Source organism: Mesorhizobium sp. M0676 (assembly GCF_040320535.1).
GTDB lineage: Bacteria > Pseudomonadota > Alphaproteobacteria > Rhizobiales > Rhizobiaceae > Mesorhizobium.
Map to the genome: position 1 here is coordinate 226,740 of NZ_JAMYPU010000005.1, position 26,184 is coordinate 252,923.

Sequence of the window (26,184 nt, forward strand, 5' to 3'; positions counted from 1 at the left end):
TTGAGGCAGCCGTGGCAACCTTGCATCCGAGGTCAAACTGTCGCTGAAAGTTCCGCCGGGAAGCCTGCGCCTCCCGGCAAGTCGAAAAACCTATTCCGCCGCCACGCCCATGCGCATGCGTTCCATCTCGATCAGCGCGCGGCGGTATTCGACCGGCATGATCTTGCGGAATTTCGGCCGGAAGGTCGTCCAGTCGTCGAGTATCTCGCGGCCGCGTACCGAACCGGTGAAATGGACGTGGTTCGAGATAAGCTGGTAAAGCCGTTCCTCGTCATGGGTGGTCATGTCGCCCGAGACGTCGACGCGACCCTTGTGGTCGAGGTCACCGCCATGATGCAGCAGCCTTTCCATCAGATCGTCTTCTTCCGGAACCGGCTCAAGCTCGACCATCGCCATGTTGCAGCGCGCGGCGAAATCGCCGGCCTCATCCAGAACATAGGCCACGCCGCCCGACATGCCGGCAGCGAAGTTGCGACCGGTCTGGCCGATGACGACGACGATGCCGCCGGTCATGTATTCGCAGCCATGATCGCCGACGCCTTCAACGACGGCGGCGACGCCCGAATTGCGCACCGCGAAGCGCTCGCCGGCGACACCTGCGAAATAGGCCTCGCCCTCGGTCGCGCCATAGAGGACGGTGTTGCCGACGATGATCGATTCCGCCGCGACGATCCTGGACTCCTCCGGCGGCCGGATGACGATGCGTCCGCCCGACAGGCCCTTGCCGACATAGTCGTTGGCCGCACCGACGAGATCGAACGAGATGCCGCGCGCCAGGAAGGCGCCGAACGACTGGCCGGCGGTGCCGGTCAGCTTCACCTGGATCGTGTCCTCGCGCAGGCCCTTGTGCCTGAAGCGCTTGGCGACTTCGCCCGACAGCATGGCGCCCGTGGAGCGATCGACATTGCGGATGTCGACCTCGATCTTGACCGGCTGCTTGCTTTCGAGCGCGGGCTTCGCCAGTTCGATTAGCTTGCGATCGAGTACATCGTCGATCGGGTGTTTCTGCCGTTCGGTCCAGTGCACCGCCTCATGCGGCGCGTCCGGCTTGAAGAACATCTTGCCGAAATCGAGCCCACGCGCCTTCCAATGCTGGATCATCTCGCGCTTTTCCAGCAGGTCGCTGTCGCCGATGATCTGGTCGATATGGGTGTAGCCCATCTCGGCCAGCAGCCCCCTCACCTCTTCCGCAACATAGAAGAAGAAGTTGATGACATGCTCGGGCGTGCCCTTGAAACGCTTGCGCAGAACCGGGTCCTGCGTCGCGACGCCGACCGGGCAGGTGTTCAAGTGGCACTTGCGCATCATGATGCAGCCGGCCGCGATCAGCGGCGCGGTCGAGAAGCCGAACTCGTCGGCACCGAGCAGCGCACCGATGATGACGTCGCGCCCAGTGCGCAAGCCACCATCGACCTGCAGCGCAACGCGCGAGCGCAGCCCGTTCAGCACCAGCGTCTGGTGCGTCTCGGCTAGGCCCATTTCCCACGGGCTGCCGGCATGCTTGAGCGAGGTCAGCGGCGACGCGCCGGTGCCGCCATCATAGCCGGAGATGGTGATGTGGTCGGCGCGCGCCTTGGCGACGCCCGCCGCGACCGTGCCGACACCGACTTCCGACACCAGCTTTACCGAGACATCGGCCGCCGGGTTGACGTTCTTCAGATCGTAGATCAGCTGCGCCAGATCCTCGATCGAATAGATGTCGTGATGCGGCGGCGGCGAGATCAGGCCGACGCCAGGCGTCGAGTGCCGGACCTTGGCGATGGTGGCGTCGACCTTGTGGCCGGGCAGCTGGCCGCCCTCACCGGGCTTGGCGCCCTGCGCGACCTTGATCTGCATGACATCGGAATTGACGAGATACTCGGCGGTGACGCCAAACCGCCCCGAGGCGACCTGCTTGATCGCCGAACGTTCGGGGTTCTTGCCGCCGCCGGGCAGCGGCAGATAGCGGTCGGCCTCTTCGCCGCCCTCGCCGGTGTTCGACTTGCCGCCGATCTGGTTCATGGCGCGCGCCAGCGTCGTGTGTGCCTCGCGCGAGATCGAGCCGAACGACATCGCCCCTGTCGAGAAGCGCTTGACGATATCGGCCGCCGACATCACGTCCTCTATCGCCACCTTCTTGCGGCCGGTCTCTTCCGCAAGCTTGATCCTGAACAGGCCGCGTATGGTCTGAGCACGGGCCGTCTCGCTGTCGATCTGCGCGGAATACTCCTTGAACGTCTCCCACGAGCCCTGGCGCACGGCGTGCTGCAAGGTGGCGACGGCGTCGGGCGACCACATATGGGCTTCGCCGCGCATGCGGTACATGTACTCGCCGCCGACCTCGAGGCTGTTGCGCAGCACCGGATCGTTGCCGAAACCGTCGGTGTGGCGGCTGAGCGTCTCAGCCGCGACCTCGTCCAGGCCGACACCTTCGATCAGCGTCGCTGTGCCGGTGAAGTACTTCTCGACGAAATCCGACTTCAGCCCGATGGCGTCGAATATCTGCGCGCCGCAATAGGACTGGTAGGTGGAGATGCCCATCTTCGACATCACCTTGAGGATGCCCTTGCCGATCGACTTGATGTAACGCGAGACCACCTCGTAGGCGTCGACCTCAGCCGGCAGTTCGCCACGCTTGTGCATGTCGAGCAGCGTATCGAAGGCAAGGTAGGGGTTGATCGCCTCGGCGCCGTAGCCGGCGAGACAGCAGAAATGATGCACTTCGCGCGGCTCGCCGGATTCGACGACAAGGCCGACCGCGGTGCGCAGACCCTTGCGGATCAGATGGTGGTGCACGGCAGCCGTCGCCAGCAGTGCCGGAATGGCGATACGGTCGGGACCGACCTGGCGGTCGGACAGGATGATGATGTTGTAGCCGCCGGCGACAGCGGCTTCCGCCCGCTCGCACAGACGTTCGACCGCGCCCTGCATGCCGGACGCGCCCTCGCTCGACCCGTAGGTGATATCGATGGTCTTGGTGTCGAAACGGTCTTCCGTGTGGCCGATCGAGCGGATCTTTTCCAGATCGCCATTGGTCAGGATCGGCTGGCGCACTTCGAGCCGCTTGCGGCGCGAATTGCCGACCAGGTCGAAGATGTTCGGCCGCGGCCCGATGAACGACACCAGACTCATCACCAGCTCTTCGCGGATCGGGTCGATCGGCGGGTTGGTTACCTGGGCGAAGTTCTGCTTGAAATAGGTGTAGAGCAGCTTCGACTTGTCCGACATCGCCGAGATCGGCGTGTCGGTTCCCATCGAACCCACGGCTTCCTGGCCGGTGGTCGCCATCGGCGACATCAGCAGCTTGGTGTCTTCCTGGCTGTAGCCGAAAGCCTGCTGGCGATCGAGAAGGCTGACATCCTTGCGTAGCGCGCGCGGCTCGACCGGCTTCAGATCCTCGAGGATCAGCTGCGTGTTGTTGAGCCAGGTCTTGTAGGGATGCCTGGTGGCGATTTCCGACTTGATCTCCTCGTCGGAAATGATGCGGCCTTTGGCGAGGTCGATCAGAAGCATGCGGCCGGGCTGCAGCCGCCACTTCTTGACGATCCTCTCCTCCGGCACCGGCAGCACGCCGGCCTCTGACGCCATGATGACGCGGTCGTCGTCGGTGACGATGTAGCGCGCCGGGCGCAGACCGTTGCGGTCGAGCGTGGCGCCGATCTGGCGACCGTCGGTGAAGGCGACCGCGGCCGGCCCGTCCCACGGCTCCATAAGGGCTGCGTGGTATTCGTAGAAAGCCTTGCGGTCGGCATCCATCAGCTTGTTGCCGGCCCAGGCTTCCGGGATCAGCATCATCATGGCGTGGCTGAGGCTGTAGCCGCCCTGGAATAGGAATTCGAGCGCATTGTCGAAGCACGCCGTGTCGGACTGGCCGTCATAGGAGATCGGCCACAGCTTCGAGATGTTGTTGCCGAACAGTTCGGAATCGACCGAGGCCTGGCGCGCCGCCATCCAGTTGTTGTTGCCACGCACCGTGTTGATCTCGCCATTATGCGCGACCATGCGGTAGGGGTGCGCGAGCTTCCATGACGGGAAGGTGTTGGTCGAGAAGCGCTGGTGGACGAGGATCAGCGCGGTCTCGAAACGCGGATCCGACAAATCCTTGTAATAGGCGCCGACCTGGTAGGCCAGGAACATGCCCTTGTAGACGATGGTACGCGCCGATAGCGACACACAGTAGGCGCCGATATCCTTGTTGTTGTTCTCGGCGTAGATGCGGCCGGAAATCACCTTGCGCAGCAGGTACAGCCTGGCCTCGTATTCCTCGTCATCTGGAATGTCCGATGTGCGGCCGATGAAGACCTGGCGATGGAACGGTTCGGAGGCCGCAATATCGGGCGCCTTCGACAGCGATGAATTGTCGACCGGCACGTCGCGAAAGCCGAGCAGCGGCAGCCCTTCTGACTGCGCCGATTCGGCGATGATCTCCTCGATATGGGCGCGCAGTGCCGCATCCTGCGGCATGAACCAGTGGCCGACGCCGTATTGGCCTGCCGCCGGCAGTTCGACGCCCTGGGCCGCCATCTCTTCGCGGAAGAAATGATCGGGAACCTGCACCAGCACGCCGGCGCCGTCGCCCATCAGCGGATCGGCGCCGACAGCGCCGCGATGCGTCAGGTTTTCGAGCACGAAGAGCCCGTCCTTGACGATCTGGTGCGACTTCACGTTCTTCATGTTGACGATGAAGCCGACGCCGCACGCGTCATGCTCGTTGCGCGGATCATAGAGACCCTGCGCGGCCATGCCATTGGTGGTCAGGCCGTTGGTGGTCTGGCCTTCTTTGGTCAGAACGGTATTTTTAACGGCTGCCGCTTTCGTCTGCGCGGCCTGGCCGATAATCGCAGAGGGCGTCAGTTCCGTCATCGTCCTGTCCTCCGATCCGGCCCCTTGCACGTCTAGCATTTGGGGCGCTGGTCTACCTTGGGAAGCGACTGGCTTCCGCTCTCATTCTTGCGGCACGTCTTTTCGAAATCCTTGGCGGACCGTGCGGTGCACCGCCGGTTCGTATCCGGTATCGTACAGGCCACAGCCGAGCCGTCTACCCGTCGCTCGCGGCAACGGCCGGAGTGGCCCAAATGATACGCCAATCCAGCCTGACTTGTGCGACAAAATAAGACAGCACTACTGTCCTAAATTTTTATGGCAGAAATCCTGGGCGCACACAAGACCGATTCACCAAATTCTTGGACGTTTGGCGACAGAAAATTACGTCGGGCGCTGTTGAAACGAAATTTCGGTCCCGGCACTCCTTCGTGATCGCCTTTGGCTTTACCGCTTTTTCAGCCCTTGGCCCTTGCGCGTCAAACCCCGAAACGGCCATGGTCGCGCTCTTGTCGCAACCAGACTTTCTCAACCAGGCAGGGACTTTCCTGATGTTCTTTGCATCCGACAACTGGGCGGGCGTCCATTCCAACATTGCCGCCGGGCTGTCAGCCAATGCCGGCGGCTTTTCGACCGCCTATGGCGATGGCGATCTCGACCGGGCCGTCTACCAGCGTTTCAGCGAGATCTTCGAACGCGAGGTCGCGGTGTTCTTCGTCGCTACCGGCACGGCGGCCAACTCGCTGTCCCTGGCCGCTTACAACAAGCCCGGCGGCATTTCCTTTGCGCACCGCGAATCGCACATCATCGAGGACGAATGCGGCGCGCCGGAATATTTCAGCGGCGGCTCGCGTCTCCATGCTGTCGACGGCGCCCTGGGCAAGATCGATCCGCACAATCTTGAACGCGCCGTCGCCCGTTTCGCACCCGAAATCGTCCATTGGGGACGCCCGACGGCCGTCTCGATCACCCAATCGACCGAAGTCGGCACAGTGTACGGGCTCGACGACATTTCCACCATTTCGGAGATCGCCAAACGCTTTTCCCTGCCGCTGCATATGGACGGCGCCCGTTTTGCCAACGCATTGGTCGCGCTTGAGACGACGCCGGCCGAAATGACCTGGAAGCGCGGCGTCGACATCGTCTCGTTCGGCGGCACCAAGAACGGCTGCTGGTGCGCCGAAGCGGTGGTGCTGTTCGATCTAGACCGCGCCAAGGAGTTGTCCTTCCTGCGCAAGCGCGCCGCACAGCTGTTCTCCAAGTCGCGCTTCATCGCAGCGCAGTTCGACGCCTACTTCACGGACGGCCTGTGGCTGGACACGGCCCGTCATGCCAATGCCATGGCCGCGCGCCTGGCGGCTGCGATCGAGGATTCGGCAACGGCGAAGCTCGCCTGGTTGCCGCAGGCCAACGAGGTGTTCGCGGTGATGAAAAAGGCGGAAGCCGAAAGGCTGCAATCCGTCGGCGCAGCCTTTTACGACTGGCACAGGCCGCGCGGCTTCGACGGCCATGTCGGCGAGGACGAGTTGCTCTATCGCTTCGTCACCAGCTTTGCCACGACTTCAGATGAGGTCGATCGCTTCGGCCAGATGATCGCCTGAACCCGCGAGACCGCGCCAATGACAAAGCCACCTCTCGGCTCAACCATGCGGCTGGTTCGCCCGGCGCCAAACGTGCTCGGCTTCTACGATGGCCGCGTTGACGGCGTTCGCGCCTGGTCGGACGAGCCGAACTGGCTGGACGACGGCGCCTATGCCCTCTGCATCTGAAACTATGCGATCGTATAAGCTTCGCAGGCGCTTGTCTACGACACGCATATTTCGCTGCCTCACGCGCGCTTCATCAGGCAGACGCTCGAAGACATGGGCGCAACATCGATCCGGGTCGTGCTCAGCCACTGGCATGACGATCATATTGCCGGCAATGAGGTGTTTCAGGATTGCGAGATTATCGCCAACACGCTCACCGCCTCGGCGCTCGCGAACAACCGGGCTGAGATCGAAAGCGGTGTTCCACCGATCAAGCCTCTCGTGCTGCCGAACAGGACCTTCGCAGGCAGTCTTGACCTCGCCGTTGGATCGATCGCCGTCGAACTGCGTCAGGTCGAAATCCACAGCCATGACGGCACGGTGCTGTTCATGCCCGAAACCGGCCTGCTCCTGGCGGGCGACACGCTCGAGGATCCGATCACCTATGTCAGCGAGGCGGATCGGCTGGCGCAACATCTGGTCGATCTCGAACGCATGGCCGGCTGGTCGATAGACCGCATCTTGCCCAATCACGGCTCGCTCGAAGCGATTGAGCGAGGCGGCTACGACAAAGGCCTCATCGCCGCGACGCAAGCCTACGTTCAAAAACTGCTTCGCTGCCGGCGTGAGCCTGATCTTGCGAAGCAGGATCTGAAAACCTGCGGCGCCGACATATTCGCCACGGGCGCGGTCGAGTACTTCGCGCTGTACGAGCCCGTCCACCGGCAAAACGTCGAGGCCGTTCTCGCAACCGGCACCGATCGCTAAGCAAGGAAAGGCCGCGCCAAAAGCTCGAGGCCAAGCAAGATCAGGAAAACAAGAAACCAGCGCCGGAAGGTCGCCGGGCTGATCCGCTGCCGGAGCAACTGTCCGAGCCACATGCCGAGCAAGGCCGGCGCAACCGCCAGCGACGACATGGCGACATGCCCGACCTGGAACGCGCCGTGCGAGGCAAGGCCGGCAGCGAGCGCGATCGTCGACACGGTGAAGGACAGGCCGAGCGCCTGGATCAGATCGTCACGGCTCAAGCCCAGCGCCTGAATGTAAGGTACAGCGGGCACGACGAACACGCCGGTGCCGCCGGTGACGATGCCGGTAAGGAAACCGACGATGGGCGACGACCAGCGCTCGGCTGACGCGGGAACCGTCAACTGCCGCGCCAGCAGCGTATAGACGGCATAGACGATCAGCGCCGCCCCGAGGCCGGCCGTCGTCCATTTGACATTGTCGCTGGCCAGCAGCCATGAGCCGGCCAGCGTGCCGGCGACGATGCCGACCATCATCAGCCACAGCCGCCTGAGGATCCATCCGAAGCTCGGGCCGGCAAACAGCTGCCAGATATTGGTGACGAAGGACGGCACGATCAGCAGCGAAGCCGCGGCGACCGGCGGCATGATTGTGCCCAGCAGCCCCATCGCCAACGTCGGCAGTCCCATACCGGTAACGCCCTTGACGATGCCGGCCAGCAGGAAGGTCACCGCAATGGTTGCCGTTAGGGCCAGGGAAAAATCAGCCGAGAGATCAGACATCGCCCTTCATGGGAAGACGGCGCCCGCCGCAAAAGAGCCAGAACTCTTCGGTTGGGGTGACAGAGGCTGCGGCGAAAAAAAGCGGCGCCTCGCGGCGCCGCTTTCGTCTCGGGAGGAGACGCTTTCAACCTTGGGCGTTGTGACGCCGCCGTCTTGATCACGCGGCGTTCTTGGCCTCGATCTGCTTGGCGTTGGCCAAAGAGGCGGTAATCGCGATCTTGCGCGGCTTCAGCTCCTCGGGGATGTTGCGCTTAAGGTCGACGAAAAGCAGGCCGTTCTTCAGCGTGGCGCCGACGACCTCGACATGGTCGGCAAGCTGGAAGCGGCGCTCGAACGAACGCGAGGCAATGCCGCGGTAGAGCAGCTCGGAGCCTTCGCCATTGCCCTCTTCCTTGCGCTCACCCTTGACGGTCAGCACGTTGCGGTGGGCTTCGATCGAAATCTCTTCCTCCGAGAAGCCGGCAACCGCCATCGAGATGCGATAGGCGTCCTCGCCGGTGCGCTCGATGTTGTAGGGCGGATAGGTCTGCGCGCCATCGGGCTGGGCCAGCGAGTCGAGCATGGTGAACAGGCGGTCGAAGCCGACGGTCGAGCGATAGAGCGGGGAAAAATCAACGTGACGCATGAGGTGTTCTCCTGTTGAGCAACATGTTTGCGTGTGGCCGGTGCGAAACCCTGGAAAGGCGTTTCGGTGGACCAGCAGCCCCAAGATCGGCGGCTGCATCCGACATTTGGGGAGCGCAAAAGCTCATTTCAAGGATTTTTGAAGAGCGCCAATCGAGGCGTCGATGAACGGCAGATGAACCGCTGCTTCGGCGCCCGTTCAGCCGGCCGGCGCTAGAGTGCCCCCAGGATAAAGAACCAGGCGGCGCCGGATGAAAGCGCCGCGACGAGGCCGACCGGGTGTAACGTCCCTTCCTCCCGGATCGACAGAGGCCGGAAGCACGCCGCCGCAGGCTGCTTCCGGCCTTGCTTGTCGTTCGTCCGCCCCCTTGGCGCCCTCCCTTTGCTTTTCATCCATTGGCGTCTATCACCATGCCGACGCCCTGCCGGGTGAGACACCACGAAGACGCAAGCGCCTAATGACGGATCTCTTCCATCCCACGCCAGGCAATCCGCCGCCGCAAAATGTCGCCGGCGGCTTTTTCACCACGCGCGACGGCAAGAAGATCCGCTACGGCCTGTTTGCCGCGGTCACTCGGCCGCTGAAAGGCACCGTCGTGCTGCTGCCCGGCCGCAACGAGTGCATCGAGAAGTATTTCGAAACCATCCGCAACCTGACCGACCGCGGCCTCGGCGTCGCCACGCTCGACTGGCGCGGCCAGGGCGATTCCGACCGCCTGATCGCCGACCCGCAACGCGGCTATGTCCGCTCCTTCTACGATTACACCGGCGACCTCGAACAGTTCTTCGAGGATATCGTGCTGCCCGACTGCCGCGGCCCGTATTACATCCTCGCCCATTCGATGGGCGCCGTGATCGCGCTGCTCGCGGCGCCGTCGATGGTCAACCGGGTGCGTCGCATGGTGCTGATTGCGCCTTTCCTGACGGTGCCCGACTCGCCCGTGTCGGCAAAAACGGCGCGCCGCGTCTGCTCGGTATTGTGCTTTCTCGGCCTCGGCCGGCTCTACGCCGCCTGGGGTCCGCGTCCCAGGGAAACCCTGCCCTTCGCCCTCAACAAGGTGACATCGGACCCCGAGCGCTATCAGCGCAACACGAAAATCTACGAGCACTATCCGCAACTGGCGCTCGGCGGGCCGACGATCCGCTGGCTGCAGGCGGCAATCAAGGCAGGCGAAGCCATCAGCGAGCCCGACTTCATGGCCAGGATCCAGGTGCCGCTGCTGATGATCGCCGCCGGCGCCGATCAGGTCGTCTCGACCAAGGCCGTGGAAGCCTATGCCAGGCGTCTGCGCCTCGGCTCGCTGCTGATGATCGATGGCTCGAAACACGAGATCCTGCAGGAGGCCGATGTCTATCGCGAGCAGTTGCTCGCCGCCTTCGACGCCTTCATACCCGGCAACGACGACCCCACAGCCTGATGCCGCCGGCGCTGCATGTTACGGCGCCTTGAGCTTGCGCCTGCTGACAGCCTTCTGTCAGGAGCAGCGCCGGCAGCACACAAAGAGCTAAAGATTCTGACAGCCGGTGCCGCCCCGGAATGCTCATCTCTCCGTGTCGAACCGAACGCCAAGGAGATGACGTCATGACCGAGAAAACCTGCGCTGCCTGCGATTGCCAGCTGGACGCCAATCCGATCCGCGTCAAGGTCGGCGGCAAGACCGTCGAGGTCTGCTGTGAGGAATGCGCGATTGCGCTGAACGAAGCCGGCGCATCAGTGGCCGGCAACGGGGAAGCCTGAGCGATGCGCCCCGATCATGCAGCGCAATGCCTCGCACATCAGCCGACAACTCAAACCGCGACGTTCCGGCGGTCCTTGCGGACACAAGGCATCGCGGCGGCCAACTGGATCGGCCGTCAACTGGAAAGGCGCCGAAGCCGCCTTGCCTTGCTCGAAATGACCGACGAACAGCTCAAGGACATCGGCCTGTCGCGCAGCGACGCTCACTGCGAATACATGCGCCGTTTGTGGGACTGAGCCATGGCCGCACGAAGGGCCTGACAGGTGAAGTCTCCTGACAGGTTTGGACAAGCCAATCGCCTAATGTGCCGGAGCAGCTTTCGGCGCAAGGGTAGAATGCAACGGCCATGTCTCAGCTCACCATGTCGCAGTTCACGGTACAGACGCTTCTGGACACCGGCACCGTCAGGGTGAGGGATGTCCTCTGCAGCGGCGAATGCCGGCACAAGAGCGAAGAAGAGTGCACCGCTGCCACGCATCTTGTGTTTCCCTACCGCGGCGTCTTCGTGCGCCATGTCGGCCGCAACGATGCGGTCGCCGAAGCCAACCAGTTGTTGTTCTTCAACAACGCCGAAGGCTACCGGATCAGCCATCCCGTCGAGGGTGGCGATTCCTGCCTCGATCTCGTTGTCGAGGAGGCGCAACTGCAGGAGTTGACGCCGAAGGAGCAGTTGCGCTCGGGCAGCGCCGTGGCGTTTCGTCGTCAGCGCCGCCGCATCGACCCGCGGGCTCAGGCGCTGGTGGCGGTGCTGCGCCACAGCCTGAGCCGCAACATTGCCGAAACGCTGGAGGCCGAAACCCTGGCGCTGACGCTGGTGCGGCGCTCCCTCGGCGAGCGCACCTCGCATGCCGCCGGCGCCAGCGCTGGCCGGCAGAAGCTGGTCGATCGCGCCAAGCTCGTCCTGTCCTCGGATCTTTCGCGGCGCTGGACGCTGGCCGAGATCGCCGCTGAAGTCGGGGTATCACCGGTTTATCTCACGCAGGTTTTCCAGCAGGTCGAGGCGATGCCGCTCTATCGCTACCATCTGCGCCTGCGGCTGGCGCGCGCGCTCGACCTGCTTGGCTGCTACGACAATCTGACCACGCTCGGCCTGGACCTCGGCTTCTCCAGCCACAGTCATTTCAGCTCAGCGTTCAGGCAGGTCTACGGGCGAACGCCGGCGGAATTCCAGCGCTCGATCAAGCCGCGCTGATCGGGTCGACTATCAGCCGCGCAAGGCTGCCATTGCAGCCGCGTGAAGCTCCGGCGTTGCGGCGGCCAGGATGTCGCCGCCCTTTTCCGCCGGACCGCCCTCGAATGTGGTGACGACGCCGCCGGCCTTTTCGATGATCGGGATCAGCGCCACGATGTCGTAGGGTTTCAATCCGGGATCGGCGACGATGTCGACGCTGCCCGAGGCAATCATGGCAAAGGCGTAGCAATCGGCGCCGTAGCGGGCGAGCTGGATCTGTTTCTCGAACGCGTCGTAGCGGGTGCGCGCCTCGCCCTTGAAAAGCGCCGGCGTGGTGGTGAACAAGGTCGCCTCGTCAAGCTTCGTCCTCTTGCGGGTCGACAGCTTCCGCGGCCCGCCGGGGCCTTCGTAGTGGGAGCCGGAAGCGTTGGCGTAGAACAGCTCGCCGGTGAAGGGCTGCGCCATCATGCCGGCGACGGCGTCACCGTCGACCGTCAATCCGACCAGCGTTCCCCACACCGGCAAGCCTGAGATGAAGGCGCGGGTGCCATCGATCGGATCGATCACCCAGACATGCCTTGAGGAGATGTTTTCGCTGCCATGTTCTTCGCCGAGGATACCGTGATCGGGATACTCAGCCGAGATCAGCGCCCGGATGGCGCGCTCGGCCTCGCGGTCGGCCTCGGTGACCGGGTCGAAACTGCCTTTTTCCTTGTTGGCCACCGCGCCCTGTGCGCGGAAACGCGGCAGGGTTTCAGCCGCCGCCGCTTGCGCGATCCGGCGCATGAAATCGATGCTGATGTCCACGTGATTCTCCCGCATTGCAGAGTGCCAACCGGTCTGGCGGCACTTTCCCGCCAAAACAAGCCGGTTTATCGATTTATCAGAGACATCAGCGTTGCCGAAATGTCACACATCGGGACCATCGAAACGCATTTTCACATCAGAGTGAATTAAAAAAGCGTGGGATCGATTGACATTTGTGCATCGCACAATAAATTTGTTCTCGGACAGGTTTTCCTGTCCATGCCCTCCTTGGGCGTTTCCTCCCTAGACTTCGACCGTGTCGTGCAAACGATGCGGTCTTTTTTTACGCTGCGGGATGGCCAGCGCGGGATTGCATGAACAGCCGCCGCTCCGGCGTCATTCGGCGGCCAGTGGCAGGTCGACGAAGTGGTGGTCGGGCATCGCCATCAGGTCGGCCGAAAAGCGCGCCATATCGTCGGCCAGCGCATCGAAGCCGGCCGATTTCTGGAACGTCCGCTCATTCATGTAGAGGCCGCGATTGACCTCGATCTGCAGCGCATGCAGGTGGCGCGCCGGCCGGCCGTAATGCTCGGTGATGAAACCGCCTGCATAGGGTTTGTTGTGGGCGACGGTGTAGCCCATGCCGATGAGCAGGCCGATCGCCGTTTCGGTCAGGGCCGCCGTGGCCGAGATGCCGAAACGGTCGCCGACGATGAAATCCGGCCGCAGGCCGCTGTCGCCCACCCTGATGCTCGCCGGCATCGAATGGCAGTCGATCAGCACGGCATAGCCGAACCTGGCATGGGTTCTGGTCAAAAGCCGCTTCAGCGTCTCGTGATAGGGTTTGTAGACCGCCTCTATGCGCTGGACGGCCTCCGCCAGCGGCAGACGGCCGGAATAGATGTCGAGCCCCTCACCCACCAGCTTGGGCACGGTGCCGAGCCCGCCGGCAACGCGCGCCGAGCGGATGTTGCAGAAGGACGGCACCGGCTCGGCGAACATGCGCGGGTCGAGTTCCCAGGGCTCGCGGTTGACGTCGAGGTAGGCGCGCGGAAAATTCGCCGCCAGTATCGGCGCGCCCAGCGCCACCGCGCCGCCGAACAGCTCGTCGACATAGCAGTCCTCGGAGCGGCGGATGGCGTTCCGGTCGAGCCGCGCCATGGCCAGGAAGCGGTCTGGATAATAGCGGCCGCTATGCGGTGAGTTGAAGACGAAGGGAACGCGCTGCTCGGCGCCCGATCGGATTTCGAAGGGTGGAACGACCGAAAAATCTTCGGCTGCCGTCGTCAATTTGAACGAACCCGGAAACAGCAATGCATCATGATGGGAAACTGCCACCTCATCGGCCGCATGTCCAGCATTTCGGCATGTCAGGAACCCCGTCAAATCAGGATTAATGCAGCCAACGTTCACTTGATGTTTACCGTCAGCTCCTCATATACAGGATGGTTAACGGGCTTGCCGGACGGCAGGCTCGGCTGGGGTGATTCGGACGGGACAAGATGGCACGCATTCTGCTGGCGGAAGACGACGACGACATGCGCCGGTTCCTGGTCAAGGCACTGGAGCGGGCCGGCTATCACGTCAGCGATTTCGACAATGGCGCCAGCGCCTACGAGCGGCTGCGCGAAGAACCTTTCTCCCTGCTGCTGACCGATATCGTCATGCCGGAGATGGACGGCATCGAACTCGCCCGCCGCGCCACCGAGATCGATCCCGACCTCAAGGTGATGTTCATCACCGGTTTCGCGGCCGTCGCGCTCAACCCCGATTCCAAGGCGCCGAAAGACGCCAAGGTGCTGTCCAAGCCCTTCCACCTGCGCGATCTCGTCAATGAGGTCGAAAAAATGCTTCAGGCCGCCTGAAGCGCGCACAGTGTGATCTCGCCGCTTCGTCGGCGGCGCGGCAAAACGAGCCTTTCTTTCCCTTTTCCGGCTATTGACGCGCTGGACCAAAAATGGTGTATGCGCGGCTTCGGATGGGCGTGTAGCTCAGCGGGAGAGCACTGCATTGACATTGCAGGGGTCACAGGTTCAATCCCTGTCACGCCCACCATCCTTTCAATAACTTAGCCAAGCCCGTTTTTGGCGCACCCCTTCGACAACTTAGCCGGTAAGGCGGCCACCGCTTGTGGCAGCCGCCTCGTGTTTGTGGACATTCTAATGCATGGCGCTCAAAAGTGGCCCCGGTTTTGAGACGACGACATGCATAAAAACAAAGACCTAAAGCGCGTCGCCTGAGTCCGTTCAAACGCGACGCGCTTTAGACGTGGTGCGGACTTAGCGTCCTTGAAGGCGCAGGCTCGATGCCGTCCTCCATAAGAATATCCTTCTTGCGAGCGAACGCGACGAAGACGCCTCGTGCTGTCTCGGGTTCCACATCACCAATCAGAGCGGCTTTGCAAGCGCGAATAGCAGCTCTCTGCTCCGGGCTGTTGCCACACCATTCGGCTGCGAATTGATAAGCATCCGCGACCGTGTTGAGTTGGCGGGGAAAGCCCAATCCCACCCACACCCGGACTGGCTTTTCAAAAGGTTTCGATAGCATCATGACCTCCTTTCCTAATGCATGTCACCCAGAAGTATGCCGCGGTTCTGGGACAACGACATGCATCAAAACAAAGACTTAAAGCGTGTCGCATGAATCGGTTTCAGCGCGACGCGCTTTAGGCAGTCACTCCTCCGCCTTCGCCACCTCTGCCCATCATCCACGGCATTGTCGTGGATACTTCCTCAAGGATTCTGGCTGCTTTCGCAAAACCGCTGAACGCTTCTCTGGCTGCGGAAAGCGGATAATCGCTATCGAAAGCTCGCTGGCAGGCCCGCAATGCGGTTTGGTGAATGGGGCCGCGCCTGTCCTTCGGCCATTCATAGAGGAACTCCAGAGCGTCCTCGAGACACGTGATTTCCTGAACAAGGTTGTCGCCGCTTTTCACGAAAACGGCGCTGTCAAACATCCGATCGTTCATATGATCCTCCAAATTGAACGAACCATTGAGTTTCATGGTTTGCGCGGTCCAGGCCAACTGCAGGCGCGCGACAGAGGCGCGCCAGTACGTCCTGCAGTGATCATCTTCGTTTCTCCGCAATCACAGCCTCCCGGCCGGAACCGGGAGGCGGACCCGCAGTTCAAAGTGTGACAGATCGACAGGATTACGCGGCTTTACGCGCGCGGTCCGTGTCTTGCGTGATCTGAGTGGCGGCCGTTGGCGTGTCGCCGACGCCGATGCTAATGCGGCGCGGTTTCAGCTCTTCGGGAATCTCACGGACGATGTCGATCGAGAGGAGGCCATTCTCCAGTTTGGCTGCCTTGATCTTCATGTGGTCGGCAAGCTTGAACGTCTGCCTGAAACTGCGATAGGCGATGCCCTGGTGCAGCAGCTGGCGTCCGCTCTGATCATCAGCCTTCTGGCCTACCACGACCAGTTCGGGTCCATGCTGGGTCAGCTCAACCTCATCCTGGCTGAAGCCTGCGATGGCCATCGAGATACGGTAATCGTTCTCGTCGACCTTCTCGATGTTATAGGGCGGCCAGTCTGGACGCGTGCCGCTGTCGAGCATGTCGAAAAGCCGGTCGAAACCGACGGTGGTCCGATAGAGGGTATCAAAGGTTCTCATAGCCACATCCTCCTTGAAGCAACATGGGTACAAGGACGCCGCCCCGTGCGGCGCCGCCATTTTTTGCCGAGCCTTATGGCCTTGGCGGAAATCGAATTAGGAGGCGCCCCAAATGAGTTCAAGAGCATCTCGAATTTTTTTTAGTAGCATCCTCCCATCGACGGAAAGCGAAATCTGAGTTTCTCCAGGACCTTCCCTTCGAACAGTCGAACAGCCCCTTGAAGTACAGATCCGGCGGGAAGTTTTCGCGCGATCTGCGCGACCGCATCGTCTACTGCCCCGCCGTCCCGTTTCGTACTCAAATGCCGGCCAGCAAGGAACCGGGTAGCGGCCTTCCGATCCGTAAATCCACCCTGTCGGAGGGCGAAACGTCCCGGCACGTGCCGGGACGTTTCAGGCTCGCGGATCATTGCGGCCGCGGATCGGGCCTGTCGGGCTTGTCATGAGGGGCGTTGCTGCCTTCACGGCACGGGGTGCCGATGCCGCAGCATTTGCCGTTGTAGGTGATACCGGGCTTGGTCTTCTCGCATTCCCTCGGCGGTGCCGTCTGACACCCTGCCAGCACCGAAACCGCGATGGCGGCGAGAAATGCGTTTCTTGAAGTGATAAACATTGACGTTCTCCTTGATGGACCGTGTTTGCTACACACCGCTTGGTCGCGGGCGGCAGCGAAATGGTTCAAGGAAAATTGGAATCAGGCCGCGCCGAGGCGGACATCACCCTTCTCAACATGGTTGAGAAACCACGCATACGTCTGTTCCAATCCACCGCGAAGTGCGTAGCGCGGGCGCCATCCCGTTGCAAACAGTCGCGAAACATCCATCAACTTGCGCGGCGTGCCATCTGGCTTGGTCGTATCGAAGGCGATATCAGCCTCGACGCCGGCGACCGATGCGACGGTCTGGGCAAGCTCGGCAATGGTGACATCCTCGCCCGAACCGACATTGACGTGGCTGTCGCCGGCATAATTCTTCAACAGCCAGACCAAGGCATCGGCGGCGTCGTCGACATGCAGGAATTCACGCCGTGGCGTGCCCGAGCCCCAGACCTCGAGGCTGTTGCCGCCGCTCAGCGCCAGCGCATGCGCCTTTCGCATCAGGGCCGGCACGACATGGCTGGACTGGAGATCGAAATTGTCGCCAGGACCGTAAAGGTTGGCCGGCATCGCCGAGATGTAGTCGACGCCATGCTGGCGCCGATAGGCTTGGCACAGTTTGAGCCCGGCGATCTTGGCGATCGCATACCATTCATTGGTGGGTTCGAGCGGACCGGTCAGCAGCGCGTCTTCCCTGATCGGCTGCGGCGCGAGCTTTGGATAGATGCAGGACGAGCCGAGAAACAAAAGCTTGCCGACCTCGCTGCGAAAGGCGCCGTCAATGACATTGCCCTGCATAACCAGGTTTTGCTGCAGGAAATCGACAGGGAACCGGTCATTGGCCAGGATACCGCCGACTTTGGCGGCCGCCATCACCACCGCATCCGGCCTGTGCTCGGCCATCCAGCGCCGCACCCCTGCCTGGTCGAGCAGGTCGAGCCTGTCGCGCGATACGGTGAGTATCTCGCAGTCCTCGCTCGCCAGCCGGCGCACGACGGCCGAACCGACCATGCCGCGATGCCCGGCGACGAAGACACGCTTGCCTTTCAGATCAAAGGTCGCATCCATGAACCTGCCTCACGCAGAACGGCTGTTCTGCCGCGTGCCGCCGGCGGTGCGCGCCAGATCGGCCTGCACCATTTCCGCCACCAGATCCCTGAAGCCGGTCGTGTGCGACCACCCCAGCCTGGCTTTGGCCTTGGCGGGGTCGCCGAGCAGCAGGTCGACCTCGGTCGGCCGGAAATAGCGCGGATCGATGCGCACCAGGACAGTGCCCGAACCGGCATCGACACCGACTTCATCGACACCCTCGCCTTGCCAGCGGATGGTGCGGCCGGTCTCGGCAAACGCCAGCTCGACGAATTCGCGCACCGAATGCGCCTCGCCGGTCGCCAGCACGAAATCGTCGGCTTCGCTGTGCTGCAGAATGCGCCACATGCCCTCCACATAGTCGCGCGCATGGCCCCAATCACGCTTGGCGTCGAGATTGCCGAGATAGAGCGTGTCCTGCAGGCCGTGATGGATCGAGGCGACGGCCCGCGTGATCTTGCGGGTGACGAAGGTTTCGCCGCGTGTCGGGCTTTCGTGGTTGAACAGGATTCCGTTGGCGGCGAACATGCCGTAAGCCTCGCGGTAGTTGACCGTGATCCAGTAGGCGTAAAGCTTGGCCGCGGCATAGGGCGAGCGCGGATGGAAGGGCGTCGCCTCGCTTTGCGGGACCTCGCGCGCCTTGCCGTAAAGCTCCGACGTCGATGCCTGATAGAAGCGCACCGACTTCTCCAGGCGCAGGATGCGGATCGCCTCGAGCAGCCTGAGTGTTCCCAGCGCATCGGCATTGCCGGTGTATTCCGGCGTCTCGAAACTCACCTGGACATGGCTCTGGGCGCCGAGATTGTAGATCTCACCGGGCTGTGTCTCCTGCACCAGGCGAATAAGGTTGGTCGCGTCGGTCAGGTCGCCATAATGCAGGAAGAAACGCGCACCGCGCTCGTGCGGATCGACATAGATGTCGTCAACGCGCTTGGTGTTGAACGAGGACGAGCGGCGTTTGACGCCATGGACAATATAGCCCTTCTGCAGAAGCAATTCTGCGAGATAGGCCCCGTCCTGCCCGGTAACCCCGGTGATGAGCGCCACTTTTTCCGTCATTGCCGCTCCGTCCGCATCCAATCCCGGCAACCGAATACAGATTTGGCGCGAGAACGCAAATCCCCCATACGGGGGACAGGTTTCAGCCAGCGATTGTGTCGTTCTCAGGCACCTGCAACCGCGCAGAAATGCTTCATCCTGGCCAGTGCAAGCTCGGGATCGGCGAGCAACCCTGCCTGGTCGGCAAGGCGGAAGATGTCGGCATAGTGCAGGATGCCGCGCGCCGACTGCATGCCGCCGACCATGGCGAAATGGTCCTGATGGCCGTTGAGCCAGGCAATGAAGACGATGCCGGCCTTGTAATACTCCGTCGGCGCCTCGAAGATCTTGCGCGACAACGGCACTGTCGGCGCCATCAGCGCGTCAAAGCCGGCGCGGTCGCCGTCAGCCAGTTTCGCGAGCGCCGCACTGGCGACCGGCGCGATGGCGTCGAATATGCCGAGCAAGGCGTGCGAGTGCCGCTTCCCGTCGCCGGCAATCAGTTCGGGATAGTTGAAATCGTCGCCGGTGAACATGACGACGCCTTCCGGCAACCGGTTGCGCAAGGCAACTTCCTTGCCGGCATCGAGCAGGGAAATCTTTATCCCCTCGACCTTGCCGGCATGGCGCTCGATGATGGCGACGACGGTGTCGAGCGCGGCCTCGAAATTGCCGCTGCCCCAATATCCCTGCAACGCCGGATCGAACATGTCGCCCAGCCAGTGCAGGATGACCTTGCCGGATGCCTGGCTGAGGATGCGATCGTAGACCCTGATATAGTCGTCCGGATCTTTTGCGACCGCCGCCAGCGCCCGGCTGGCCATCATGATCGCGTTGCCGCCCTCGCCTTCGATGAAGGTGAACTGCTCCTCATAGGCGGCGATCACATCGTCGAGCGTTCTGGCAGCAGCCGGCGCCAGATGATCGGTGCCCGCGCCCGAGGCGAGGTCTGCGCCTTCGACGCTGCGCGCCTCGGCGATCGAGCGGCGGATCAATTCCTGCGCATTCGCCCAGTCGAAACCCATGCCGCGCTGGGAGGTGTCCATCGCCTCGGCGATGCGGAAGCCAAGCCGCCACAAATGATGCCGAAACGCCATCGTCTTGTCCCAATCGACCGCAGGCTTCGACCAGGGGTCGGTCATCGCGAAAGGATCGGCGACGACATGGGCGGCGGCATATGCGATGCGCGGGAAAACCGCACCGATTACGGGCTCGACCGGACTGCCCGCGAGCTTGTAGCTGACGCGGCCGCCATTCTGCGTAGGCAGGGTGATATCCATGGCAACCTCCGTTTTCGGCATCCTATAAATGGAACGTTCCAATAAATCAAGAACCTTTATGATTGCGGCGATTGAACCGGTCCAAATGCCGAAGAAGGCCAAGAGTCCTTGCTAGGAACCACATTCATCACCTTTTCGATCTCCGCAAGAATCCCGATTGACTCTCGGTTGGCAGAGTGATTAGAACGTTCCAATAGATTTGCCCATTTAAGCGGAGGAAACCACCGACATGGCCAGCCGGGCCAAGGCAACGATCCTGGACATCGCCCGCGAGGCTGGTGTGTCCAAATCGACGGTGTCGCTTGTGCTGCAAGGCTCAGGGCTGATCCGGCCTGAAACCGCGGTCAAGGTTCGCAAGGCGATCGAGGATGTCGGCTATGTCTACAACCGCGGCGCCGCCAATCTGCGCAAAGCCCATTCCAACGTCATCGGCATGGTCATCAACGATCTCACCAACCCCTTTTTCGCCGAACTGGCGGTCGGCATGGAGCGCGTCTTCCAGTCAGCCGGCATCGTGCCCTTCATCGCCAACACCGCGGAGAACCCGGTGCGCCAGGAAGAAGTGCTGAAGTCGCTGATGGAACAGGGCGTCGCAGGCCTGATCGTGTCACCGGCGCGCGGCACCACGCCGGGCGCCTTCCGTCGCCTCGAGATGGCGGGCGTGCCGGTCGTCTTCGCCATGCGCCGCCTGCCGGACAGCCGCATCCCGGTGATCGCGCCTGACAATCATCGCGGCGCGTATCTCGCCGCCGCCCATCTGATCGGCAAGGGCCATCGCCGGCTGGCCTTCTTCGGCGGCACCTCCGACCTAGTCGTCTATCAGGAGCGCCTGGGCGGTTTTCGTGAAGCTTGCGAGACATTGGGCATGGCCAGACGCGACGTGCTTGTCGTCGAAGGCGAGACCAGCCGCAGGGGCGGCATCGCCTGCCTGGAAACCGCCCTTGCCATGGCCGAGCCGCCGACGGCGGCGCTGTGCTTCAACGACGCCGTCGCCTTCGGCGTCATGCTGGCGCTGCGCAAGCGCGGGCTGGAGCCCGGCGCGGATTTCGCCGTCGTCGGCTTCGACGACGTGGTCGAGGCCGAGCATTATATGCCGGCGCTGACCAGCGTCTCGGTGGACACACCCGGCCTCGGCGAACGCGCCGCCCACGTCATGCTGAAGATGATCCAGTCGCGCATCACGCATGCCGAGGACCATATCGGCGCCGTCAATCTGGTCGTCAGGGACAGCTGCGGTCCCGATCGCGGCGCCCAGGACACATCAGCAGGAATGGGAGACGCGGCATGAGCGTCAAATGGGGACTGATCGGCGCCAGCACGATCGCCAAACAGTTCATGATCAACGCCATCCGCGCGCAAGAGGGTGGCGAGATCGCGGCGGTGATGAGCTCCAGTCCGCAGCGCGCCAAGACTTATGCCGCGGAACAGAATATTCCGCTTGCCGTCTCGACGCTGGACGATTTGCTCGGCGCCGAAATCGACGCCGTCTACATCTCGACCACCAATGAACTGCATCTCGAACAGGCATTGGCTGCGATCAAGGCGGGAAAGCATGTTCTGTGCGAAAAGCCGCTGGCGCTGAACAGCACTGATGCGCGCACAATGGTCGCCGCCGCCAAGGAAGCCGGTGTCGTGCTTGGCACCAATCATCATCTGCGCAATGCCGGCGCCCACCGCGCCATGCGCGACGCCATATCAGCCGGCCATATCGGCAAGCCGATTGCCGCGCGCGTCTTCCATTCCGTCTATTTGCCGGAAAACCTGCAGGGCTGGCGCATTACCAAGCCTGAGGCCGGCGGCGGCGTGGTGCTCGACATCACCGTGCATGATGCCGACACGCTGCGCTTCGTGCTCGGCGACGACCCGATCGAGATTTCGGCCTTCACCCAGTCGGCCGGCCTGGCCGGCAGCGGGCTGGAAGACGGTGCCATGTGCATCTGGCGCTTCAGGTCCGGTTTGATTGCCCAGTCGCATGAAGGCTTCACCACGAAGTTCGCCGATACCGGCTTCGAGGTGCATGGTTCCGAAGGCTCGCTGATCGCTAAAAATGTGATGACGCAGAAGCCGGTCGGTTCGGTGCTGCTACGCACCGCCAAGGGCGAGGAGGAACTGAGCTTCGACCGCGAAGACCTCTACGTCAGGTCGCTGCGCCAGTTCCATGCCGCTATCAGCGGCGCGGGCCAGCCCTCCGCAACCGGCGAGGACGGCGTCTGGTCCCTGGCGTCGGCCGAAGCAGCGTTGCAGTCGGCAAAATCCGGCAAGGCCGTCACTATCGATCCGAAAGGTGTCGCGTGAGCAAGCTCGTCTCCGCCGCTGAAGCAGCAAGCCTGATCAAGGACGGCATGACCGTCTCCGTCTCGTCGTCGAGCGGCCTCGGCTGCCCGGATGCCGTGCTGGCCGCCATCGGCGAGCGCTTCGACGCCGAAGGCCATCCCAAAGACATCACCACGCTGCACCCCATCGCCGCCGGCGACATGTATGGCATCAAGGGCATCGACCATCTGGCCAAGCCCGGCTTGTTGAAGCGCACGCTCTGCGGCTCCTATCCCTCAGGCCCCTCCTCGTCCGAGCCGCCGCAGATATGGAAGATGATCGGCGACAATTCGGTCGCCGCCTACAACGTGCCCTCCGGCATCCTGTTCGACATGCACCGCGAAGCTGCCGCCAAGCGGCCGGGCGTGCTGACCAAGGTCGGCCTCGACACTTTTGCCGACCCGCGCCACCAGGGCTGCGCCATGAATGAGGCTGCAAGCGAGCCGATCGTCTCGGTGCAGCAGTTCGACGGCGAGGAATGGCTCTATTTCCGCTCGATCGTGCCCAACGTTTCGATCATCCGCGCCACCACCGCCGACGAGCGCGGCAACCTCACTTACGAGCATGAAGGCGCCTATTTGGGCGGCCTCGAACAGGCGCTCGCCGCGCGCAACAATGGCGGCATCGTCATTGCGCAGGTCAAGCGGGTCGTCGAGAACGGCACGCTGAAGCCGCATGACGTGCGCGTGCCCGGCGTCCTGGTCGACCACATCGTGGTGGCGCCGGACCAGTTGCAGACGACGCTGACTCCTTACGACCCGGCGATTTCGGGCGAGATCTTCCGGCCGTTGTCCAGCTTCCGCAACGCCGACATGAACGTCCAGAAAGTAATCGCGCGCCGCGTCGCCATGGAATTGCGCGACGGCATGGCGGTCAACATCGGCTTCGGCATCTCGGCCAACGTGCCGCGTATCCTTCTCGAGGAAGGCCAGCACGGCAAAGTCACCTGGGTGATCGAGCAGGGCGCCGTCGGCGGCGTGCCGCTGCTCGACTTCAAGTTCGGCTGCGCTTCCAATGCCGAGGCGATCATGCCCTCGCCGCACCAGTTCATCTATTTCCAGGCCGGCGGCTTCGATGCCTCGCTGTTGTCCTTCCTGCAGATCGACCGCCATGGCTCGGTTAACGTGTCGAAGCTGTCGGCACGGCCTCATGTCACAGCCGGGGCCGGCGGCTTCGTCGACATTACCGCGCGGGCGAAGAAGATCGTCTTCTCCGGCTTCTTCAACGCCGGCGCCAAGCTTTCGCTCGCCGATGGCGGCATCCGCATCGACGCGGAAGGCAAGGTCAAGAAGGTCGTCAACGAGGTCGAACACATCTCCTTCTCCGGCAAGCGCGCCGTCGCTCAAGGCCAGGACATCACCTACGTCACCGAGCGTTGCGTGATGAAGCTGACGCCGGACGGCCTGATGGTGACGGAACTTGCGCCGGGCGTCGACCTCGAGCGCGATGTGTTGGCTCAGTCCGAAACACCGCTCGGCGTCGCCAACGACCTCAAGGTGACACCGGCGGCGCTGTACCAGGATCGGCCGATCGGCCTGTCGCTCAATGGCGGCGCTTCGCTCGGAGGCGCGCATGGCTGAGCGCCTCGTCACCTTCGAACAGGACGGCGCCATCGGCATCGTCACGCTGCGCCGGGCGGAAAAGTTCAATGCGTTGGACATTCCGATGCTGCGCGCGCTCGAGGCAACGCTCGACGAGGCCGAAATGGCTGAAGGCGTGCGCGTCGTGCTGATCCGCGGCGAAGGCAAAGGCTTTTGCGCCGGCGGCGATGTCGAGGCCTGGGGCGAGATGAGCGCTGCCGACTTTCAGGTGCAATGGGTGCGCTACGGCCACCGCGTCTTCGACCGACTGGCGCGGCTGCGGCAGCCGACCATCGCGGTGCTTTCCGGCCATGCGCTGGGTGGCGGGCTGGAACTGGCGGTCGCCTGCGACTTCCGTGTCGCCGAAACACAGGTGAAGCTCGGCTTTCCCGAGACATCGATCGGCGTCGTCCCCGGCTGGTCCGGCACGCAGCGCGCCGTGCGCCGCTTCGGTGCGCAGATCGTGCGCCGCATGGCGCTCGGCGGCGAGGTCTTTGCCGCCCCCGACGCGCTCGCCCTCGGCATTGTCGATCGTGTGGTCGAGACCGGCCAGGCGCTGGCCGAGGCGAAGGCGTGGGGAGAAAAGATCGCCGGGCGCGGGCCGCTCGCAACGGAAGCCGCCAAGCTGATGATCGCAGTCGCCGAAGGCGAGGAAAGTGCGGCCGCCACCGAGGCGCTCGCCAGCGGCTTCATTGCGCTGACCGGCGACCTCAAAGCCGGCGTGAGCGCCTTCAAGGCCAAGCAGAAGCCGGCCTTTTCGAGATCCTAGAGAAAGCACGATGAACGCACCGCTCAACATTTCCATGCCAGCCGAGGCGTCCAAGGCGCCGAAGGCTTACAAGCTCCTGATCGACGGCAAGCATGTCGATGCCCGCGATGGCCGCACGCTGGCGCGCAACAGCCCCGGCCATGGCTTCACCGTTTCGCGCTATGCGCGGGCCGGCGAGGCCGAGGTGGAGGCGGCCATGCAGGCCGCGCACAAGGCATTCGAGACCGGCCCGTGGCCGCGCACGAAGGCGGCCGAGCGCGCCGCCATCCTGCTCAAGACGGCCGACCTGATCGAGGCCCAGCTCGAAGACATCGCCCGACTCGATGCGCTGGAATCCGGCAAGCCGATCGCCCAGGCGCGCGGCGAGATCGGCGGCGCCATCGACATCTGGCGCTATGCCGCCTCGCTCGCCCGCACGCTGCACGGCGAAAGCTACGCCAATCTCGGCGACGCCATGCTGGGCGTGGTCCTGCGCGAGCCGATCGGCGTCGTCTCGATCATCACCCCGTGGAATTTCCCGTTCCTGATCGTCAGCCAGAAACTGCCCTTCGCGCTCGCCGCCGGCTGCACCGCGGTGGTCAAGCCGAGCGAAATGACCTCGGCCTCGACCTTCGTGCTCGGCGACATCCTGATGCAGGCCGGCCTGCCCGCGGGCGTCGTCAACATCCTGGCCGGCCTCGGCGCCGATGTCGGGGGGCCGATGGTCAGCCATCCGCTGGTGGAAATGGTTTCTTTCACCGGCTCTACCCGCGTCGGCAAGATGACCATGGCTTCCGCCGCGCAGTCGCTGAAGAAAGTCTCGATGGAGCTCGGCGGCAAGAACGGCCAGATCGTCTTCCCCGATGCCGATCTCGAGGCGGCCGCTGACGCGGCTGTCTTCGGCGGCTTCTTCAATGCCGGCGAATGCTGCAATGCCGGCAGTCGGCTGATCGTGCATGAAGCCATCGCCGACGATTTCCTCGCCACTGTCAAGGCCCTGACCGCCAAGGTAACGGTCGGCGACCCACTCGACGACCGAACCAAGGTCGGCGCGATGATATCAGCCGATCATCTGACCAAGGTCGCGGGTTACGTCGCGGTGGCAGCAAAAGACGGCAGCAATGTCTATTGCGGTGGCGGCCAGCTGGCGTCCAATGCCGGCCAGTACCTCGATCCGACCATCATCCGCGGTGTTACCGAAGACATGGCTATTGCGCGCGAGGAAGTGTTCGGCCCGGTGCTCTCCGTGCTGACTTTTGGATCGATTGAAAAGGCGTTGCACATCGCCAACAACACGCCCTATGGTCTGTCGGCAGGGGTGTGGAGCGCCAGCATCGACACTTGTATGTCGGTGGCGCGTGGTGTGCGTTCGGGGACCGTTTGGGTGAACACATTCATGGAAGGCTTTCCCGAGTTGCCATTCGGGGGCTACAAGCAGTCCGGCATAGGACGCGAACTCGGCAAACGCGCTGTCGAGGATTATACCGAGGAAAAGACAATCCAGTTTCATCGCGGCCAGCGCACCGGTTGGTGGGTCGGCTGAGTTTGGAAGAACCCGGTGGGCTT

At 63.0% G+C, this 26,184-nt stretch carries 24 protein-coding genes, 1 tRNA gene and 1 pseudogene; 14 read left to right on the forward strand and 12 right to left on the reverse strand.

Features of this window, described 5'->3' with window-relative positions; genetic code table 11:
• Positions 1–90: 90 nt before the first annotated feature.
• Positions 91–4,842, reverse strand: coding sequence for a glutamate synthase large subunit (gltB, locus tag NKI35_RS07840; RefSeq protein ID WP_352739379.1), 4,752 nt, complete (start codon positions 4,840–4,842; stop codon positions 91–93).
• A 509-nt stretch (positions 4,843–5,351) separates the two neighbouring features.
• Between gltB and NKI35_RS07845 the strand changes: the two genes are divergently transcribed.
• The 3 genes and pseudogenes from NKI35_RS07845 to NKI35_RS07855 all read left to right on the forward strand — a co-directional run.
• Complete coding sequence (locus tag NKI35_RS07845; RefSeq protein WP_352739381.1) at positions 5,352–6,401, forward strand: threonine aldolase family protein; 1,050 nt, start codon at positions 5,352–5,354, stop codon at positions 6,399–6,401.
• 18 nt (positions 6,402–6,419) lie between these two features.
• Positions 6,420–6,569, forward strand: coding sequence for a hypothetical protein (locus NKI35_RS07850; RefSeq protein WP_352739383.1), 150 nt, complete (start codon positions 6,420–6,422; stop codon positions 6,567–6,569).
• A 39-nt stretch (positions 6,570–6,608) separates the two neighbouring features.
• Positions 6,609–7,316, forward strand: a pseudogene (locus NKI35_RS07855) (MBL fold metallo-hydrolase); the annotation flags it as partial.
• Here the strand turns inward: NKI35_RS07855 and NKI35_RS07860 are convergent.
• Positions 7,313–8,077, reverse strand: coding sequence for a sulfite exporter TauE/SafE family protein (locus NKI35_RS07860; protein ID WP_023686418.1), 765 nt, complete (start codon positions 8,075–8,077; stop codon positions 7,313–7,315). The pseudogene NKI35_RS07855 and the gene NKI35_RS07860 sit on opposite strands and share 4 nt — an antisense overlap.
• 157 nt (positions 8,078–8,234) lie before the next feature.
• Positions 8,235–8,702, reverse strand: a complete 468-nt coding sequence (locus tag NKI35_RS07865; RefSeq protein ID WP_352739385.1) for an Hsp20 family protein — start codon at positions 8,700–8,702, stop codon at positions 8,235–8,237.
• A 457-nt stretch (positions 8,703–9,159) separates the two neighbouring features.
• Between NKI35_RS07865 and NKI35_RS07870 the strand changes: the two genes are divergently transcribed.
• The 4 genes from NKI35_RS07870 (at position 9,160) to NKI35_RS07885 (ending at position 11,632) form a co-directional block, all read left to right on the forward strand.
• The gene (locus tag NKI35_RS07870) at positions 9,160–10,119 is read left to right on the forward strand and encodes an alpha/beta fold hydrolase (protein WP_352739387.1); all 960 of its coding nucleotides are present in this window, start codon (positions 9,160–9,162) and stop codon (positions 10,117–10,119) included.
• A gap of 164 nt (positions 10,120–10,283) precedes the next feature.
• Positions 10,284–10,439, forward strand: coding sequence for a hypothetical protein (locus NKI35_RS07875; protein WP_023704021.1), 156 nt, complete (start codon positions 10,284–10,286; stop codon positions 10,437–10,439).
• A gap of 3 nt (positions 10,440–10,442) precedes the next feature.
• Positions 10,443–10,676: a DUF1127 domain-containing protein gene (locus tag NKI35_RS07880; protein WP_023671199.1), complete on the forward strand. Its 234-nt coding sequence runs from the start codon at positions 10,443–10,445 to the stop codon at positions 10,674–10,676.
• Positions 10,677–10,801: 125 nt separating this feature from the next.
• Complete coding sequence (locus tag NKI35_RS07885; RefSeq protein ID WP_023704022.1) at positions 10,802–11,632, forward strand: helix-turn-helix domain-containing protein; 831 nt, start codon at positions 10,802–10,804, stop codon at positions 11,630–11,632.
• A 12-nt stretch (positions 11,633–11,644) separates the two neighbouring features.
• On the opposite strand, the gene hisN is transcribed toward NKI35_RS07885, so the two are convergent.
• Both hisN and NKI35_RS07895 read right to left on the reverse strand, forming a co-directional pair.
• On the reverse strand, positions 11,645–12,418 hold the full coding sequence (gene hisN, locus NKI35_RS07890; RefSeq protein WP_023671197.1) for a histidinol-phosphatase: 774 nt from the start codon (positions 12,416–12,418) through the stop codon (positions 11,645–11,647).
• Positions 12,419–12,754: 336 nt separating this feature from the next.
• On the reverse strand, positions 12,755–13,696 hold the full coding sequence (locus NKI35_RS07895) for an N-formylglutamate amidohydrolase (RefSeq protein ID WP_023710935.1): 942 nt from the start codon (positions 13,694–13,696) through the stop codon (positions 12,755–12,757).
• A 164-nt stretch (positions 13,697–13,860) separates the two neighbouring features.
• Between NKI35_RS07895 and cpdR the strand changes: the two genes are divergently transcribed.
• Together cpdR and NKI35_RS07905 are read left to right on the forward strand one after the other, a co-directional pair.
• A complete protein-coding gene (gene cpdR / locus NKI35_RS07900) occupies positions 13,861–14,223 on the forward strand; it encodes a cell cycle two-component system response regulator CpdR (protein ID WP_023671195.1) in 363 nt (120 codons plus the stop codon).
• A 115-nt stretch (positions 14,224–14,338) separates the two neighbouring features.
• A tRNA-Val gene (locus tag NKI35_RS07905) sits at positions 14,339–14,413 on the forward strand.
• A 207-nt stretch (positions 14,414–14,620) separates the two neighbouring features.
• On the opposite strand, the gene NKI35_RS07910 is transcribed toward NKI35_RS07905, so the two are convergent.
• From NKI35_RS07910 to NKI35_RS07940, 7 genes are all read right to left on the reverse strand, one after another.
• Positions 14,621–14,908 carry a DUF982 domain-containing protein gene (locus NKI35_RS07910; RefSeq protein ID WP_245260022.1) on the reverse strand — a complete coding sequence of 96 codons (288 nt, stop codon included), beginning with the start codon at positions 14,906–14,908 and terminating at the stop codon, positions 14,621–14,623.
• 115 nt (positions 14,909–15,023) lie between these two features.
• Entirely contained in the window at positions 15,024–15,446 is a 423-nt protein-coding gene (locus NKI35_RS07915) for a DUF982 domain-containing protein (RefSeq protein ID WP_348625649.1), read from the reverse strand.
• A 64-nt stretch (positions 15,447–15,510) separates the two neighbouring features.
• A complete protein-coding gene (locus NKI35_RS07920) occupies positions 15,511–15,975 on the reverse strand; it encodes an Hsp20 family protein (RefSeq protein WP_023671192.1) in 465 nt (154 codons plus the stop codon).
• Between the two features lie 406 nt (positions 15,976–16,381).
• The gene (locus NKI35_RS07925; protein ID WP_352594578.1) at positions 16,382–16,588 is read right to left on the reverse strand and encodes a hypothetical protein; all 207 of its coding nucleotides are present in this window, start codon (positions 16,586–16,588) and stop codon (positions 16,382–16,384) included.
• An 81-nt stretch (positions 16,589–16,669) separates the two neighbouring features.
• On the reverse strand, positions 16,670–17,638 hold the full coding sequence (gene fcl / locus NKI35_RS07930) for a GDP-L-fucose synthase (RefSeq protein ID WP_352544464.1): 969 nt from the start codon (positions 17,636–17,638) through the stop codon (positions 16,670–16,672).
• Positions 17,639–17,647: 9 nt separating this feature from the next.
• Positions 17,648–18,718, reverse strand: coding sequence for a GDP-mannose 4,6-dehydratase (gene gmd, locus NKI35_RS07935; RefSeq protein WP_023740953.1), 1,071 nt, complete (start codon positions 18,716–18,718; stop codon positions 17,648–17,650).
• A 104-nt stretch (positions 18,719–18,822) separates the two neighbouring features.
• Positions 18,823–19,977 (reverse strand): dihydrodipicolinate synthase family protein, encoded by a 1,155-nt coding sequence (locus tag NKI35_RS07940; RefSeq protein WP_352594573.1) that lies wholly within the window; start codon positions 19,975–19,977, stop codon positions 18,823–18,825.
• Between the two features lie 229 nt (positions 19,978–20,206).
• Here NKI35_RS07940 and NKI35_RS07945 point away from each other — a divergent pair, with 229 nt between their 5' ends.
• The 5 genes from NKI35_RS07945 to NKI35_RS07965 are packed head-to-tail and all read left to right on the forward strand — an operon-like array spanning position 20,207 to position 26,161.
• The gene (locus NKI35_RS07945; protein WP_023740951.1) at positions 20,207–21,265 is read left to right on the forward strand and encodes a LacI family DNA-binding transcriptional regulator; all 1,059 of its coding nucleotides are present in this window, start codon (positions 20,207–20,209) and stop codon (positions 21,263–21,265) included.
• Complete coding sequence (locus NKI35_RS07950; RefSeq protein WP_352739389.1) at positions 21,262–22,272, forward strand: Gfo/Idh/MocA family protein; 1,011 nt, start codon at positions 21,262–21,264, stop codon at positions 22,270–22,272. Before NKI35_RS07945 ends, NKI35_RS07950 begins: the two co-directional genes overlap by 4 nt.
• Positions 22,269–23,870, forward strand: coding sequence for an acyl CoA:acetate/3-ketoacid CoA transferase (locus tag NKI35_RS07955; RefSeq protein ID WP_352739391.1), 1,602 nt, complete (start codon positions 22,269–22,271; stop codon positions 23,868–23,870). The genes NKI35_RS07950 and NKI35_RS07955 overlap by 4 nt, the downstream gene beginning before the upstream one ends.
• Positions 23,863–24,639 (forward strand): enoyl-CoA hydratase/isomerase family protein, encoded by a 777-nt coding sequence (locus NKI35_RS07960; RefSeq protein WP_352739393.1) that lies wholly within the window; start codon positions 23,863–23,865, stop codon positions 24,637–24,639. Before NKI35_RS07955 ends, NKI35_RS07960 begins: the two co-directional genes overlap by 8 nt.
• Before the next feature lie 10 nt (positions 24,640–24,649).
• Positions 24,650–26,161 carry an aldehyde dehydrogenase family protein gene (locus NKI35_RS07965; RefSeq protein WP_023737630.1) on the forward strand — a complete coding sequence of 504 codons (1,512 nt, stop codon included), beginning with the start codon at positions 24,650–24,652 and terminating at the stop codon, positions 26,159–26,161.
• The last annotated feature ends 23 nt before the right edge of the window (positions 26,162–26,184 follow it).

What these genes read in the sequence shown, in the direction of transcription:
- gltB (WP_352739379.1), bottom strand. Translation starts at nt 4,842, where the DNA reads ATGACGGAACTGACGCCCTCTGCGATTATCGGCCAGGCCGCGCAGACG.
- NKI35_RS07845 (WP_352739381.1), top strand. Translation starts at nt 5,352, where the DNA reads ATGTTCTTTGCATCCGACAACTGGGCGGGCGTCCATTCCAACATTGCC.
- NKI35_RS07850 (WP_352739383.1), top strand. Translation starts at nt 6,420, where the DNA reads ATGACAAAGCCACCTCTCGGCTCAACCATGCGGCTGGTTCGCCCGGCG.
- NKI35_RS07860 (WP_023686418.1), bottom strand. Translation starts at nt 8,077, where the DNA reads ATGTCTGATCTCTCGGCTGATTTTTCCCTGGCCCTAACGGCAACCATT.
- NKI35_RS07865 (WP_352739385.1), bottom strand. Translation starts at nt 8,702, where the DNA reads ATGCGTCACGTTGATTTTTCCCCGCTCTATCGCTCGACCGTCGGCTTC.
- NKI35_RS07870 (WP_352739387.1), top strand. Translation starts at nt 9,160, where the DNA reads ATGACGGATCTCTTCCATCCCACGCCAGGCAATCCGCCGCCGCAAAAT.
- NKI35_RS07875 (WP_023704021.1), top strand. Translation starts at nt 10,284, where the DNA reads ATGACCGAGAAAACCTGCGCTGCCTGCGATTGCCAGCTGGACGCCAAT.
- NKI35_RS07880 (WP_023671199.1), top strand. Translation starts at nt 10,443, where the DNA reads ATGCGCCCCGATCATGCAGCGCAATGCCTCGCACATCAGCCGACAACT.
- NKI35_RS07885 (WP_023704022.1), top strand. Translation starts at nt 10,802, where the DNA reads ATGTCGCAGTTCACGGTACAGACGCTTCTGGACACCGGCACCGTCAGG.
- cpdR (WP_023671195.1), top strand. Translation starts at nt 13,861, where the DNA reads ATGGCACGCATTCTGCTGGCGGAAGACGACGACGACATGCGCCGGTTC.
- NKI35_RS07910 (WP_245260022.1), bottom strand. Translation starts at nt 14,908, where the DNA reads ATGATGCTATCGAAACCTTTTGAAAAGCCAGTCCGGGTGTGGGTGGGA.
- NKI35_RS07920 (WP_023671192.1), bottom strand. Translation starts at nt 15,975, where the DNA reads ATGAGAACCTTTGATACCCTCTATCGGACCACCGTCGGTTTCGACCGG.
- NKI35_RS07925 (WP_352594578.1), bottom strand. Translation starts at nt 16,588, where the DNA reads ATGTTTATCACTTCAAGAAACGCATTTCTCGCCGCCATCGCGGTTTCG.
- fcl (WP_352544464.1), bottom strand. Translation starts at nt 17,638, where the DNA reads ATGGATGCGACCTTTGATCTGAAAGGCAAGCGTGTCTTCGTCGCCGGG.
- gmd (WP_023740953.1), bottom strand. Translation starts at nt 18,718, where the DNA reads ATGACGGAAAAAGTGGCGCTCATCACCGGGGTTACCGGGCAGGACGGG.
- NKI35_RS07940 (WP_352594573.1), bottom strand. Translation starts at nt 19,977, where the DNA reads ATGGATATCACCCTGCCTACGCAGAATGGCGGCCGCGTCAGCTACAAG.
- NKI35_RS07945 (WP_023740951.1), top strand. Translation starts at nt 20,207, where the DNA reads ATGGCCAGCCGGGCCAAGGCAACGATCCTGGACATCGCCCGCGAGGCT.
- NKI35_RS07950 (WP_352739389.1), top strand. Translation starts at nt 21,262, where the DNA reads ATGAGCGTCAAATGGGGACTGATCGGCGCCAGCACGATCGCCAAACAG.
- NKI35_RS07960 (WP_352739393.1), top strand. Translation starts at nt 23,863, where the DNA reads ATGGCTGAGCGCCTCGTCACCTTCGAACAGGACGGCGCCATCGGCATC.
- NKI35_RS07965 (WP_023737630.1), top strand. Translation starts at nt 24,650, where the DNA reads ATGAACGCACCGCTCAACATTTCCATGCCAGCCGAGGCGTCCAAGGCG.